This window comes from Halomonas sp. BC1, assembly GCF_002078135.1.
GTDB classification, from domain to species: domain Bacteria; phylum Pseudomonadota; class Gammaproteobacteria; order Pseudomonadales; family Halomonadaceae; genus Vreelandella; species Vreelandella stevensii.
This window is the reverse complement of sequence record NZ_LFGS01000006.1, coordinates 153,537-166,625: the sequence shown is the minus strand read 5'-3', so window position 1 is coordinate 166,625 and position 13,089 is coordinate 153,537. Positions and strand designations below refer to the sequence as shown.

Here is a 13,089-nt window from a genome sequence, read left to right as displayed (position 1 = left end):
GCGGGAGGACGTCAAGCAGCGCCAGAAATGATGCAGGAGCTGGAGCGGCAGATGCGCCTGACACGTCAGTCTCCCGGCACTCAGGAGGCCGCCTTGCTGGAGCGGTTGGCTCGTCTGATGGTGGACGATGAGGCCCCCTATGACGTGATCATTTTCGATACGGCGCCCACGGGGCATACCCTAAGGCTATTGACTCTGCCCGAGGCCATGGCCGCGTGGACCGACGGGCTGCTGGCCCATAACCGCAAATCCGCCGAGTTGGGCAAGGTGCTGGAGCATCTGACCCCCAAGCGAGGCAGGGACGTGACGACGCCCTTTGACGACCCCACCCAGGACCCGCTGGAAGACCTGGATGAACGCACCCGCGATGTGGCCAGCACGCTGATCGAGCGCCGCCGCCTGTTTCACCAGGCACGACGACGTATCGAGGATGAAAACGCGTGCAGCTTCTTGTTCGTCATGACCCCCGAGCGGCTGCCGATCCTGGAAACCGATCGTGCGGTGAAAGCACTGGAAGAGGTGCGTATCCCGGTGGCGGGGGTGCTCATCAATCGGGTGATTCCCGCAGACGCCGACGGCGAGTTCCTGGCAGCCAGGCGGCAGCAGGAGGCCACTTATCTGGCGCGCATCGAACAACATTTTCGCCACCTGCCGCGCCCCGTGCTACCCTGGCTGCCGACGGATGTACAAGGTATTGAGGTGCTGGAGCAGTTGGCTGCCCAGCTTGAACAGCAAGGATTTTAATGCGGGTATTGCTGCTTTCCGCCTACGAGGCGGTCAGCCATCGTTACTGGGCAAACAGTTTGATGGCTGAACTGACGGATGTGGAATGGACATTGCTGAGCTTGCCACCGCGCCATTTTGCCTGGCGCATACGCGGTAATCCGCTGAGCTGGTGGTTGAAGGAATACGCTACCCTCAGCCAGCGCTTCGATGTGGTGCTGGCCACCTCCATGGTAGACATGGCTACGCTGGTCGGGCTGTTTCCGCACCTGGGCCAGGCCCGCAAGATCGTCTATTTCCACGAGAACCAGTTTGCCTACCCGGAGTCCAGCGAGCAGGTGCCCCAGGTCGAAGCCAAAATGGTCAATCTCTATGCGGCCCTGGCGGCGGATACCCTGGTATTCAACACCGCCTATAACCGCGACTCCTTTTTTACGGGCGTCAGGCAATTTCTGAAAAAAATGCCCGAGAACCTGCCGGCCGCCGCGCCGCTGGAGCGGCTGAGGCGTTCGGCAAACGTGCTGCCGGTGCCCTTGCAGCCGCTGGCGCAGGGGCCCGACGTTGCACCGCCACCACGGCGCATCGTCTGGAACCACCGTTGGGAGTACGACAAGAACCCTGAGGACTTCTTTGCGGTGTTGTTCAGGCTGAGTGAGGAGGGCGTGCCTTTCGAGCTTGCCGTCATGGGCCAACGGTTTCGTGACGAGCCCGCCATCTTTGCCGAGGCGCAGGTGCGGCTGGCGCAGCATCTCGTCTGTTGGGGGCCTCAGCCAGAGGAGCAGTATCAGGCGCTGTTGAACGGCGGCGGCATCGTCGTGTCGACCACCTGGCATGAGTTTCAGGGGCTGGCCATCATGGAGGCTGCCCAGCGTGGTGCGTGGCCGCTGGTGCCGGACAGGCTCTGTTTTCCGGAACTCTATCCTGATGCCTACCGTTACGATGGGACACGGGAGGGGCTCTATCAGCGCCTTGCCGCGTGGCTCCAAGGCAAAGTGGCTGCCCCTGATCGGCTGGATACGTCGCCCTGGGAGTGGCCCCAGTGGCGTGAGGCGTATCGTCAGTTGTTGGACTGAAGCAGGTCCAGGCGCCTGGTAGGCCAGTGCACCACGGCCGTGTGAGGTCGTATCTTGCTGGGCAGCTCCCTGGGGCGGCCCAAACGTTCAGGTCAGCTCGGTTTTGTCTTTATAGTCGCAAAGATCCTCGATGATACAGCTACCGCAGCGTGGCTTGCGAGCGATACAGGTATAGCGGCCATGCAGGATCAGCCAGTGATGGGCGTCCTGCTTGAAAGCCTTGGGTACATGGCGCAACAGCTTCTGCTCCACTTCGACCACGTCCTTGCCCTTGGCGATGCCCGTTCGGTTGGAGACTCGGAAGATATGCGTGTCCACGGCGATAGTGGGCTGCCCAAAGGCGGTATTGAGAATGACGTTGGCGGTCTTGCGCCCGACACCCGGCAAGGCTTCCAGCGCCTGGCGGGTTTGCGGTACGTTGCTACCATGCTGGTTCACCAGAATATGGCAGGTCTTCATCAGGTTTTCAGCCTTGGTGTTGAACAGGCCGATGGTCTTGATGTACTCCTTGAGTCCCTCGATGCCCAGCGCGATGATCGCTTCGGGGGTATTGGCCACCGGAAACAGTCGGTCGGTGGCTTTGTTGACGCCCACGTCGGTGGCCTGTGCCGAGAGCAGCACCGCAGCCAGCAGCTCGAAGGGGGTGCTCCAGTTCAGCTCGGTGGTGGGGTGCGGATTTTCCGCCTGCAGGCGGGCAAAAATCTCCTGTCGTTTCTGGGCATTCATGAACGTTTCTCCAGACTATTTGATGATGCCAGTGACCCGGACGCGGCGTTCGCTGCGCTCGTGGGTAGGGGCGGGCTGTGCACGGCGCTGGCGCTGGTCGAGGACATTCTTGAGCGCGATCAGCAGGCCCGCAACGAAAAAGGCCCCTGGCGGCAACATGAAAAACAGAAACTGATAGTCGTCCATCACCGTTATCTGCCACTCGGCGGCCCTGGGGCCCAGCAGCAGATGCATGTTATGGAACAGCGTCCCCTGGCCCAGCAGCTCTCTGATCGCTCCCAGCAAGACCAGCACCCAGCCGAACCCGAGCCCCATCATGAACCCGTCCAGAGCGGCAGGCAGCACCGGCTGGCGCGAGGCAAACGCATCGGCGCGTCCCAGGATGGCGCAGTTGGTCACGATCAAGGGGATGAAAATGCCCAGAGTTTGATAGAGCGAATAGGCAAAGGCAGCCATCAACAGCTCGGCGCAGGTCACGAAGGCGGCAATGATCATCACGAAGGCGGGTAGCCGCACCGCGCTGGGCACCTGATGGCGAATCAACGAGATGGTCGTACTCGCCCCGACCATGACCAGCAGGGTGGCCAGCGCCAGCCCCAGTGCGTTGACCACGCTGGCGCTCACGGCCAGCAGCGGGCAGAGCCCCAGTAGTTGCACCAGGGCAGGGTTGTTGCGCCAGAGCCCTTCCTGGGTCAGCTGTTGCCATGGCGTCATGTCTCGGGCTCCTCGATGGTGATAGGCAAGCGGGCCTCATGGGCATAGCGCAGGGCATCGTGAACGGCATCGATGACCGCGCTTGGGGTGATGGTGGCCCCGGTGAAACCATCGAACGCGCCGCCCTGTTGTCGCACCGCCCAGCTTTCGGGGGGCAGACTGTGGCGTGCCAGGCCATCGAAGCGAGTGATCCAGTCGCTGCGCTGGCGTTCGATGGCATCGCCTAGCCCTGGCGTTTCCTGGTGCCGAGTGACCCGAACGCCGCTGATACGGCCCTCATGGTCAATCCCCACCAGCAGGTGAATGGCTCCGCTGTAGCCCTGGTGGGTGATCACCGGCAGGACGACGGCAGCTTCGTCTGCGTGGTGAACATACCAGCCGTGTGTGGGCGTGCGGTGGCCCAGCCGTTCGGGCTCCGGCAGCTCGAAGGTGTCTTCCAGCAGCGATGCCTGTGAGTCCGTGACCAACGAAGCTGGCAGCACTGCCTGCAGCTGGCGATATTGATAGGCCAACTGGTGCTGTTCGATGCGTTCGGCGGTCAACGTCCGAGTCAATGCCACGCTGCCTGCCGTTACCAGCGCAAAGGTGCCCAGCGCCAGCGCCCCACGCCACATGGCTTGATAGAGTGTCATGGGCGCCTCGTCGGGGGGCGGTGCCCTGTGGGACGACGCTCTGTGGGACGATGCCCTGTAGGAACAGGAGCGCTATAAAGATCCAGCAGCGGCACACACAGGTTCATCAGCAGTACGGCAAAGGCGACGGCATCCGGATAGCCGCCGAAGGTGCGGATGATCATGACCAACACCCCAATGCCGATGCCGAACAATAGCTTGCCGCGCCGACTGGTCGCCGCCGACACCGGGTCCGTGGCAATGAAGAAGGCACCAAACAGGGCAGCCCCCATGGTCAGATGAAACAGCGGAGAGGCGTAGTGGTCGCTGTCCAGGCCGTAGAGCAGTGCCGCTACCAGTGCCATGCTACCCAGCATGGCAACCGGAATATGCCAACTGATCACTCGTTTGAACAACAGCAGTAACCCGCCTGCCAGCCACGCCAGCGCGATCATGCGCCAGGCCTGTACCGTGTCTTCCAGCGCAGCCGCCGCCCAGAACTCATCTGCCCCTGTCAGTCCTTTATGCTTGAAGGCATCCAATGGCGTGGCGCCACTCAGCGCGTCCAGCTCGGCAGCGGAGAGGGTGCCGCTGACCTGGGCCCAGAGTGTCGCCATCGAACCTGCCTGGTGCGGCACTGGCCACAGCGTCATGTAGGTTGGAAACGATACCAGCAGCAGGGCGTAACCCACCATGGCCGGATTGAAGGGGTTGTGCCCCAGCCCTCCATACAGCTGCTTGGCGACCACCACCGCGGCGATGGCCCCTACCGCCAGCAGCCACCAGGGGCTACCGGGGGGCAGCGAGGCGCCCAGCAGAACGCCCGTCAGCAGGGCACTGCCGTCGGTCAAGGTAGCAACCACGCGGCGACGGCGCAGGGCGAGTATGGCGGCCTCTGCCAGCATGGCAACGCCGGCGGCCACTGCCACGTTGGTCAGCACCCCCAGCCCAAAATAGAAGGTCATGGCCAGTAGCCCCGGCAGGGTTGCCAGGATGACCCAGCGCATGATCGATGCCGAGGAGGGGGCAAGGCCCAGCGTCGAGGCCTGGAGCATGCTCATGGTGTCGTTTGCTCCCGTTCGCGGGCTCTGGCATCGGCCAGTCGGGCGTCCGCGGCGAGCAGGTTTTCCTGGGCAGTGGCCAGCTGCATCTCCAGGTCCTCCTGGGATTGTTGAGGGTCTTCTGCCACGGCGCGTGCCAGCGCCTTCTCGGCTTTTTTGACCGCCGCCCTGGCCGCGGTCTGTGCGATGCGCAAGCTGCGCAGGTCAACGGCTGGCAGCTCTGTGGTGCGGGGCTCGACACCCGATGACGACGGCTGACGCTGCTGGGCAAGCCGCGCCTGGCGGCGAGCCTGCTTCTCCGCCTCTTCCCGGGCCAGCCTGGCCTGGCGGAACTCGAAGCGGTGGCGCGCGTGCTCTGCCTTGGCGGTTTCGATGCGTTTCAAACGGATCCGTTGCTTGGCCGTGCGGTATTCCGCCACCAGCGGGATATGGCTGGGGCATACGAAACTGCAGGCGCCGCATTCGATGCAGTCGAACAGGTGCTGTTTTTCCAGGGCCGCGTCATGGCCACTTTGCGCGTGCCAATGCAGCTGCTGGGGCAGTAGCTGCACTGGGCAGACGGTTTCGCAGGCACCGCAGCGAATACAGGGGGAAGCGTCTGGCGCCGGGGGCAGTTCCTGGCGCGTGGCGGCAATCAGGCAGTTGGTGGTTTTGATGACGGGAACGTCCAGCGATGCCAGCGCTCTCCCCATCATGGGCCCACCTACCACCACTTGATGCAGGGCATCCGGCGCCAGCCCAGCCTGCTGAAGCAGACCCTCTATCGGGGTGCCCAGACGTACCCAGTAGTTGCCTGGCCGTTCGATGGCCTCGCCTGTCAGGGTGACGATGCGCTCGACCAGCGGTGTGCCCTCACAGATGGCCTGCTGGGCCGCCAATAGCGTCCCCGGGTTGTGACACAGAACGCCTACATCCGCTGGCAGGCCGCCGCTGGGCACGTCTCTGCCCAGCAGCTTTTTGATCAGCTGTCGCTCGCCCCCGCTGGGGTAGCGGGTTTCGATCACCTCGAGCGTCACCGGAAGCGGTGATGGCACCTGGGGCAGCGCCGCCTGCAGGGCTTGCCGTGCCTCGGGCTTGTTATCCTCGATACCCACGACGATACGCGACGCGGCACACAGGGTGGCCAAAATTGCCGCGCCTTCCAGCACTTGGGCGGCATAGTGGCGCAGCGTCATGTCGTCGGCGGTGATGTAGGGCTCGCATTCGGCGGCATTGACCACCAGCGTATCGATGGGGTGCTGCAGACTGACCTGCGCTTTGACGTGAGTCGGAAAGCCAGCCCCGCCCAGCCCTGCCAGGCCGCTGTCGTCCAAGCGCGACACCAGCGCTGAAGGTTCCGCCCGCCGCCAGTCGAGCGGCGCCAGCCGCTGCCACTCATCGTCGCCATCGCCTACGATCGTCACCGACTGAGGGCTGACCTCACGCACGGTGCCGCTCAGGCTGGCATGCACATTGGCCGATACCAGTCCACCTTTGCGGGCCACCACAGTGCCCACCTTCACGCGCTCGCCTGCGGCCACGCAGGGCAGGGCGGGTTTGCCGACATGCTGATCGAGGGGCAACACCACTCGAGCAGGCAGCGGGGCCGCCCTCAGCGGCGCGGTGAGTGAGCGCCGCTTGCGCTCGGGCGGATAAATGCCGCCGGGAAAATCATGACGGGACATGAGCACTCCCTGGCGTTGCGCGGTCGCTGATAATGGGCTCCCACTGACTCAACGGCTTGCGCCGTGGCAGCATGTCGATGCAGTCCACCGGGCAAGGGGCGACGCATAAATCGCAGCCGGTACATTCGTCTTCGATGACCGTGTGCATCTGTTTGGCCGCGCCGATGATGGCATCCACCGGGCAGGCCTGAATGCATTTGGTGCAGCCAATGCACTCGGCTTCGCGGATGAAGGCCACGCGATCTTCGCTGGGGGCTTCGCCATCCAGGGGCGCTGGCTCGCGACCCAGCAGCTCGGCCAGGGCCACTACCGTGGCGTCACCGCCTGGCGGGCACTTGTTGATGGCATCGCCCTGGTTGATCGCTTCGGCGTAAGGGCGGCAGCCGGGGTAGCCGCACTGGCCACACTGGGTTTGTGGCAGTAGCGCATCGATCTGCTCCACCAGGGGATTTTCATCCCCCTTGAAGCGCACGCTGGCCAAACCCAGCAGCGCCCCGAACAGCAGGCCCAGAGTGGTCAATGCGCCCACGGCGCTGGCGACCCCCCACCATGACAATGATTCGCCCATCACGATGCCCCCTGCACCAGGCCGGAAAAGCCCAGAAACGCCAGCGACATCAGGCTGGCGGTCACCATGGCAATGGCGGCGCCCTGGAACGGCTTTGGTATATCGGCACCGGCCAGCCGTTCACGCATGGCGGCGAACAGCACCAGCACCAGCGAGAAACCTGCTGCCGCGCCCAGGCCATAGAGGGTGGTGTGGAAGAAGCTCAGTTCGCGGTTGAGCGACAGCAGCGCCACTCCGAGTACGGCGCAGTTGGTGGTGATCAGGGGCAGGAAAATACCCAGCACTTGATGCAGCAACGGGCTCAGCTGGCGCACCATGATCTCGGTGAACTGTACGACGGCAGCAATGACCACGATAAAACTGATCGTTCGCAGGTAGGTAATGTCCAGCGGTACCAGCAGGCCGTGGTACACCACGTAGCTGGCCGCGGAGGCCAGGGTAAGCACGAAGGTGGTGGCCAGCGACATGCCCATGGCCGACTCCAGCTTGTTGGAGACCCCCATGAAAGGGCATAAGCCAAGAAACTGGACCAACACGAAATTATTGACCAGCGCGGTGCTGATCAGGATGACAAACAGTTCGTTCATGGCGGCTAAGTCGCGCTGGTCAGGTTACCCGCTGACCGGGCTCAGCGCCGGAGTCCGGGGAGAGCAGATAGATACCGTCGTTATTGGCGGACGCCAGCACCATACCCTCTGACAGGCCGAAGCGCATTTTTCTCGGGGCCAGGTTGGCGACCATGACGGTCAGTCGTCCTTCCAGCGCTTCTGGAGAATAGGCCGAGCGAATGCCGGAAAAGACGTTGCGGGTCTCGCCGCCCAGGTCGAGTGTCAGCTGCAGCAGCTTGTCTGCGCCTTCCACGTACTTTGCCTTGGCGATACGCGCAATCCGCAGGTCGACTTTAGCGAAATCATCGAAGCTGATCTCGGCGGCGATGGGATCCTCGGCCAGTGGGCCTTTAGGGGTGTTCTTGAGTTTCTGCTCTTCCACTAGATCCTCCTTGGAAGCGTCGATCATGGCGTCGATCCTGTCTCGCTCTACCCGGGTCATCAGCGGTTTGAATTTGTTGATGGCGTGGTTCACCAGTACGCTCTGGCGGCTTTCCCAATCGAGGGTATCCAGCGCCAGAAACTCGCGGGCTTGCTCCGCCATGCTCGGCACCACCGGCGCCAGATAGACCATCAGCTGGCGGAACAGGTTGATGCCCACCGAGCAGATTTCCAGCACTTCCTGTTCGCGTCCGTTCTGCTTGGCCAGTGCCCAGGGCGCTTTGTCAGCGATGTAGGTATTGGCTTCATCGGCCAGCTCCATGATCTTGCGCATGGCGCGGCTGAATTCCCGCGCTTCGAAATCGGCAGCGATATCCTCACCGGCCGAGATGAAGCGGGCAACCATGGCCGGTTCAGCGCAATGTTCGGAGAGCGTTCCGCCGCCGAGCTTTTTGACGAAGCCTGCACAGCGGCTGGCGATGTTCACGACCTTGCCGACCAGATCCGAGTTCACGCGCGCGGCAAAGTCGTCGAGGTTCAGGTCGAGGTCGTCGACCTTGGAGGTCAGCTTGGCGGCAAAGTAGTAGCGCAGATACTCGGGGTTGAGGTGCTCGGCATAGGTGGCAGCCTTGATGAAGGTGCCACGGGACTTGGACATCTTGGCACCATCCACGGTCAGGAAGCCGTGACAGTTGACCGCCGTGGGCGTACGGAACTCTGCCCCATGGAGCATGGCCGGCCAGAACAGGGCGTGGAAGTAGACGATATCCTTGCCGATGAAATGGTAGACCTCCGCGTTGGAGTTCGGCTGCCAGAAGCTGTCGAAGTCGATGCCTTGGCGGTCACACAGGTTCTTGAAGCTGGCCAGGTAGCCGATGGGGGCATCCAGCCAGACGTAGAAATATTTGCCGGGCGCATCCGGGATCTCAAAGCCAAAATAGGGCGCGTCCCGGGAAATGTCCCACTCATTGAAGCCGGATTCGAACCACTCCATCAGCTTGTTGCGAATCTGGGGCTGAACGTGACCGTCGTTGATCCACTGTTGCAAGAACTCGGCGAAGTCCGGCAGCTTGAAGAAGTAGTGGGTCGAGCTACGCACCTCGGGCGTGGCGCCGGAAATGGCGGACACCGGATTGATCAAGTCGGCAGGGGTATAAGTAGCGCCGCACTTCTCGCAGTTATCCCCGTACTGATCGTCAGCATGGCATTTGGGGCAGGTCCCCTTGATGAACCGATCCGCCAGGAACAGGCCTTTCTGGGGGTCGTACATCTGCTCGATGTCGCGGGTCGCAATATGGCCCTTGTCGCGCAGGCGTTTGTAGATCAGCTCGCTGTAGTGACGGTTCTCTTCGGAGTGGGTGGAGTGGTAGTTGTCAAAGCCCACGCCAAAGCGAGCAAAGTCTTGCTGATGGTCCTGAGAGACTCTTTCGATCAGCGCTTCCGGGGAGATGCCTTCCTGCTCGGCTCGCAACATGATGGCCGTGCCATGGGCGTCGTCGGCGCATACGTAGTAGCACTGCTGGCCACGGCTTTTCTGAAAACGTACCCAGATGTCGGTCTGGATGTACTCAAGCAGATGACCCAGGTGGATGGCACCGTTGGCATAGGGCAGTGCGCTGGTCACCAGAATGTTGCGTGGAGCAGTGTTGGACATGGTGAAGGTTGATTCCGTCTTGGCAAAACAAATAAATGGAGTGAGATAAACGTGTGTCGCCACCTGGCATGCAGTCAGCGACAACTAGTACAGTGCCTGCTCTTCCTGAACCACTTCGCGCAGCAGTTCCAGAAACAGCTTGTCGGCATCGGAGTGCTCGGCAGGGTCTTCAGGGATGTGCACGCTGGTGGTGTCGGAAATTTCATTGGCAATGCGCGCCATGATGGCGGGGCTGCTTCCTTCCGACAGCTGCTGACGGGCGATGGTCAGCGACTGTTCGAGGATTTTGGGATCCTGAAGAAGCTTGCGAATGAATCCACGCAGTTCGTTGATAATACGAGTTTTTTGGATTTCTGATGCGGACATGGGAGTCTCCTTAAGACCACGCCAGGGCAGGTGCCCTGGCGAGACCAATGAATGCCTTGACCATAGCACTTTTTTGCATGTTGAGCATGCAAAGTCACATGACCTGCCCAACACGATCGATGAGCAACCGGATTACAGGCTCAGCCTGCCAGCCTTGTGCTTGACGGGGTTGGCATACTGCTCCAGCCAATAGGGTCGCAGTGCTTCCGGAACCTCGGCAAGCCGCGCCTTGAAGCGTTCGCGGTCCTGGCGGGTGATCGACTTGCGGGCCACCAGCTCGGGTGCTTCGCCCAGCGCTTCCAGGGCCAGGTAGTGGCTCGGGAACAGCCGATAGCCACCGATGACCTGACGGTCGATCTCGGCGGCGACTTCATCAGGGGTCTCCATGTCCGAGCCTACCGGGCTGCCAAAGCGCAGCTGAACGCGACCTTTGGAGCCGGTGATGCCGGAGACGATGGAGCGAATGTCTTCGAATTCGCTTTTGGCATAGCGACCGTAGGTAGCGATGTCGTGCAGCTCCTGGGCTTTTTGCACATCACAAGGGTCGTATTCATAGCTGATGGATACAGGCACCAGCTTGAGTTCCGCTACTGCTTCACCAAAGACGATGTCGCGCTCGGCAAGCCGTTTGGCCATGATCAGCATCTTGATGATGGCGGGGTCGGTACGGTCGATGCCGTTCTTGGCGCGACCTTCCCGCTGGGCCATCCAGATGGAGTGGTTGTCGTCGGTGATCGAGTGGCGAATGTAACCGGACAGCTGCTGGTAGGCGGCCAGCATGGCACGTTTTCCTCTGGCGCTGCGTGGCACGATGAAGCTCTTGTTCAGACGCATCAGGTCCGTGACGTAGGGCTTCTTCAGCAGGTTGTCGCCAATCGCGATACGCACGGTGTCACGACCCGCCTGGTAGAGCGCATAGTTGACGAACGCTGGGTCCAGTGAAATGTCGCGGTGGTTGCCGATAAAGAGATAAGCACTGTGCTCGTCGAGCTTGTCCAGGCCTGAAACGTCAAAGGCAGTGGTGGTGGTGCGTATCATCCGCTCCATGTAACGGGCAATGCGCATCTGAAATTCATGCACACTGGTTACGCCCTTGACCTCACGACGCACCGCGTGACCGGCCAGTGCCCTGGCCAGGGGCGGAGCCCATTTGGCCATGCGTGGCAGGCGAAAGCGGGTCAAAGCGTCCAGAAGCTCAGTGTCGCGAGAGAGCCGGGCAATAACTTCAGGAACCTCATGATCCATATAGGGCCGAATGTCGGCCCAGGGGTCACTCGTGTCGTCTGCGTGAGGAGCGTTATTGTGTTGAGTCATGCGATCCGTAACGTGTCAGCAAGTAAATGAACGATTCACCGAGAAGGTATGGGGTTGCCCATCATCAGGTGCCAGATAGCGCACTCGGTTCCCGCTGGGCTTCACCACCCAGCCACGCCATGAGACGGCGAATGTCCTCGGACAGCGACTGAGCCATCAAGATGAAATCGGTTTCCAGGCGTGCCAGAGCGTCGTCACCATCATCGGCATGGTCGGCCTCTTCGATCAATGCATCGCCGAAACGCAGAGATTTCAGAGCAAGGTCGTCATGCAGTACGAAGCTCAAGCGGCCCTCTATCTGCATGGCCAGCTTGCTGGCCTGACGGCCGCTTTCGAGCAGCTGCTGTATTTCGTCGCTATCCAGATCCACCTGTCGGGCGCGCAGTACGCCATCATCGCCTTTCGCCTTCAGCTCGACCTGGTCGCCCAGTTGCAGGTCGGCGGGGCGGCTGGCGGGGTCGCCCAGCCAGGTCGTCATGGCGCGTATTGGAAGCGTCTGGCTGCTGAGTGGCGTTGCCTTGAGGCTGCCCAGCGTTTCCCGCAGCAGGTCCAGCACGTCTTCGGCGCGGGTGCGCGAGCTGGCATTGATGCCGATCAGCTGGTGCTGGGTGTCCCACCAGAGGTCGATTTTCTGGCTGCGCACGAACGCGCGGGGCATCAGCTCTTCAGTGACTTGCTCCTTGAGAGCGGTCTTTTCCTTGCGCGTCACCTTGCGTCCTTCGCTGGCTTCGATGTCGGCGACTTTCTCATCGACTTCTTCCTTGACCACCGAGGCAGGCAGCAGACGTTCCTGGCGCAGTGCCGACAGCAGCCGATGTCCCTGGATCTCGTGCAGGCGCTGTCCGCCGCCCAGGCGGCCTGCGGGCGCGGTCCAGCCTAGTCGGCGAGCATCCGCATTGCCCAATGGCTTGGCGGCGTGTTCATCCAGCGCGTTGGCCAGGGTGTGGCTGTCGAGCTCGGGCGCGCCGTGCAGGCGATATAGATGCAGGTGCTTGAACCACATGTCACCAATCCTGTTTAAAAGGTGGCACATTATGTCGAAAGCAGGCCTTTCCTGCCAGCACTCTGGTGTGCCGTCATGCTGTTGCACTGGTTTTAAACTTGTGTTTGATTTGTGTGGGGCATGTTGCCTGTCGCTGGCAGGTGCCTGCGCCTGCTGATCACTGTCATCAATAAAAGAGGTTGTCATGTCTGAAGCGATTTCCAGCGTTACCATGCGCGTGCGGGGCTACCACCTGGACGGCTATGGCCACGTCAACAATGCGCGCTACCTGGAGTTCATGGAGGAGGGGCGTTGGGCATTTTTCGATGAGCACCCGCAATTGATGAAGCAGCTGCATCAGGCGAAGCGGGCGTTCGTCGTGGTGAATCTGAATATCGATTACCGTGCGGCAGCCTTGCAAGGGGACGATCTCACGGTGCAGACCGGCATCATCGACGTGAATGAGCGCAGTGCGCTTTGCCATCACCGCATCGTGCGTCAGGATGGCAGCGTGGTCGCCCAGGCGGATCTGACCTTCGTGCTGCTGGACATGCAGCAAAATCGCGCGGCGACTATCGAAGGCGACGTGCGTGAAGCGCTCATGGGGCTGCAGGTCGGCAAAGAGGCCTTTTTGGCTTAAATAG

At 61.6% G+C, this 13,089-nt stretch carries 14 protein-coding genes; 3 read left to right on the top strand and 11 right to left on the bottom strand.

From position 1 onward, the window contains the following. Both B7L72_RS06420 and B7L72_RS06415 read left to right on the top strand, forming a co-directional pair. Positions 1 to 744: ArsA family ATPase (locus B7L72_RS06420; RefSeq protein ID WP_081193297.1), on the top strand; the 744-nt coding region annotated here is incomplete at its 5' end. Further along, a complete protein-coding gene (locus B7L72_RS06415) occupies positions 744 to 1,796 on the top strand; it encodes a tRNA-queuosine alpha-mannosyltransferase domain-containing protein (RefSeq protein WP_081193295.1) in 1,053 nt (350 codons plus the stop codon). The genes B7L72_RS06420 and B7L72_RS06415, both read left to right, overlap by 1 nt. A gap of 87 nt (positions 1,797 to 1,883) precedes the next feature. Here the strand turns inward: B7L72_RS06415 and nth are convergent, their stop codons facing one another. The 11 genes from nth to B7L72_RS06360 form a co-directional block, all read right to left on the bottom strand. Next, positions 1,884 to 2,522: an endonuclease III gene (nth, locus tag B7L72_RS06410; protein ID WP_081193293.1), complete on the bottom strand. Its 639-nt coding sequence runs from the start codon at positions 2,520 to 2,522 to the stop codon at positions 1,884 to 1,886. Positions 2,523 to 2,537: 15 nt separating this feature from the next. Further along, complete coding sequence (locus tag B7L72_RS06405; RefSeq protein ID WP_016913738.1) at positions 2,538 to 3,236, bottom strand: electron transport complex subunit E; 699 nt, start codon at positions 3,234 to 3,236, stop codon at positions 2,538 to 2,540. Further along, a complete protein-coding gene (locus B7L72_RS06400) occupies positions 3,233 to 3,868 on the bottom strand; it encodes an RnfABCDGE type electron transport complex subunit G (protein WP_081193291.1) in 636 nt (211 codons plus the stop codon). Before B7L72_RS06400 ends, B7L72_RS06405 begins: the two co-directional genes overlap by 4 nt. Beyond that, on the bottom strand, positions 3,865 to 4,908 hold the full coding sequence (locus B7L72_RS06395; protein ID WP_081193289.1) for an RnfABCDGE type electron transport complex subunit D: 1,044 nt from the start codon (positions 4,906 to 4,908) through the stop codon (positions 3,865 to 3,867). The genes B7L72_RS06400 and B7L72_RS06395 overlap by 4 nt, the downstream gene beginning before the upstream one ends. Next, entirely contained in the window at positions 4,905 to 6,572 is a 1,668-nt protein-coding gene (gene rsxC, locus B7L72_RS06390; protein WP_081193287.1) for an electron transport complex subunit RsxC, read from the bottom strand. Before rsxC ends, B7L72_RS06395 begins: the two co-directional genes overlap by 4 nt. Next, the gene (gene rsxB / locus B7L72_RS06385) at positions 6,559 to 7,140 is read right to left on the bottom strand and encodes an electron transport complex subunit RsxB (protein WP_081193285.1); all 582 of its coding nucleotides are present in this window, start codon (positions 7,138 to 7,140) and stop codon (positions 6,559 to 6,561) included. The genes rsxC and rsxB overlap by 14 nt, the downstream gene beginning before the upstream one ends. After that, positions 7,140 to 7,727 carry an electron transport complex subunit RsxA gene (rsxA, locus tag B7L72_RS06380; RefSeq protein ID WP_016913743.1) on the bottom strand — a complete coding sequence of 196 codons (588 nt, stop codon included), beginning with the start codon at positions 7,725 to 7,727 and terminating at the stop codon, positions 7,140 to 7,142. Before rsxA ends, rsxB begins: the two co-directional genes overlap by 1 nt. A 19-nt stretch (positions 7,728 to 7,746) precedes the next feature. Beyond that, complete coding sequence (metG, locus tag B7L72_RS06375) at positions 7,747 to 9,783, bottom strand: methionine--tRNA ligase (RefSeq protein WP_081193283.1); 2,037 nt, start codon at positions 9,781 to 9,783, stop codon at positions 7,747 to 7,749. An 84-nt stretch (positions 9,784 to 9,867) separates the two neighbouring features. After that, positions 9,868 to 10,149, bottom strand: a complete 282-nt coding sequence (locus tag B7L72_RS06370; RefSeq protein ID WP_039178116.1) for a hypothetical protein — start codon at positions 10,147 to 10,149, stop codon at positions 9,868 to 9,870. A 132-nt stretch (positions 10,150 to 10,281) separates the two neighbouring features. After that, positions 10,282 to 11,463, bottom strand: coding sequence for a 1-acyl-sn-glycerol-3-phosphate acyltransferase (locus tag B7L72_RS06365; RefSeq protein WP_081193281.1), 1,182 nt, complete (start codon positions 11,461 to 11,463; stop codon positions 10,282 to 10,284). Positions 11,464 to 11,527: 64 nt separating this feature from the next. Continuing rightward, complete coding sequence (locus B7L72_RS06360) at positions 11,528 to 12,466, bottom strand: recombination-associated protein RdgC (RefSeq protein WP_081193279.1); 939 nt, start codon at positions 12,464 to 12,466, stop codon at positions 11,528 to 11,530. 184 nt (positions 12,467 to 12,650) lie between these two features. Here B7L72_RS06360 and B7L72_RS06355 point away from each other — a divergent pair, with 184 nt between their 5' ends. Next, on the top strand, positions 12,651 to 13,085 hold the full coding sequence (locus B7L72_RS06355) for an acyl-CoA thioesterase (RefSeq protein WP_016913749.1): 435 nt from the start codon (positions 12,651 to 12,653) through the stop codon (positions 13,083 to 13,085). Positions 13,086 to 13,089 lie beyond the last annotated feature (4 nt).

Coding starts and splice junctions, on each gene's coding strand:
- B7L72_RS06415 (WP_081193295.1), top strand. CDS start 744: ATGCGGGTATTGCTGCTTTCCGCCTACGAGGCGGTCAGCCATCGTTAC.
- nth (WP_081193293.1), bottom strand. CDS start 2,522: ATGAATGCCCAGAAACGACAGGAGATTTTTGCCCGCCTGCAGGCGGAA.
- B7L72_RS06405 (WP_016913738.1), bottom strand. CDS start 3,236: ATGACGCCATGGCAACAGCTGACCCAGGAAGGGCTCTGGCGCAACAAC.
- B7L72_RS06400 (WP_081193291.1), bottom strand. CDS start 3,868: ATGACACTCTATCAAGCCATGTGGCGTGGGGCGCTGGCGCTGGGCACC.
- B7L72_RS06395 (WP_081193289.1), bottom strand. CDS start 4,908: ATGAGCATGCTCCAGGCCTCGACGCTGGGCCTTGCCCCCTCCTCGGCA.
- rsxC (WP_081193287.1), bottom strand. CDS start 6,572: ATGTCCCGTCATGATTTTCCCGGCGGCATTTATCCGCCCGAGCGCAAG.
- rsxB (WP_081193285.1), bottom strand. CDS start 7,140: ATGGGCGAATCATTGTCATGGTGGGGGGTCGCCAGCGCCGTGGGCGCA.
- rsxA (WP_016913743.1), bottom strand. CDS start 7,727: ATGAACGAACTGTTTGTCATCCTGATCAGCACCGCGCTGGTCAATAAT.
- metG (WP_081193283.1), bottom strand. CDS start 9,783: ATGTCCAACACTGCTCCACGCAACATTCTGGTGACCAGCGCACTGCCC.
- B7L72_RS06370 (WP_039178116.1), bottom strand. CDS start 10,149: ATGTCCGCATCAGAAATCCAAAAAACTCGTATTATCAACGAACTGCGT.
- B7L72_RS06365 (WP_081193281.1), bottom strand. CDS start 11,463: ATGACTCAACACAATAACGCTCCTCACGCAGACGACACGAGTGACCCC.
- B7L72_RS06360 (WP_081193279.1), bottom strand. CDS start 12,466: ATGTGGTTCAAGCACCTGCATCTATATCGCCTGCACGGCGCGCCCGAG.
- B7L72_RS06355 (WP_016913749.1), top strand. CDS start 12,651: ATGTCTGAAGCGATTTCCAGCGTTACCATGCGCGTGCGGGGCTACCAC.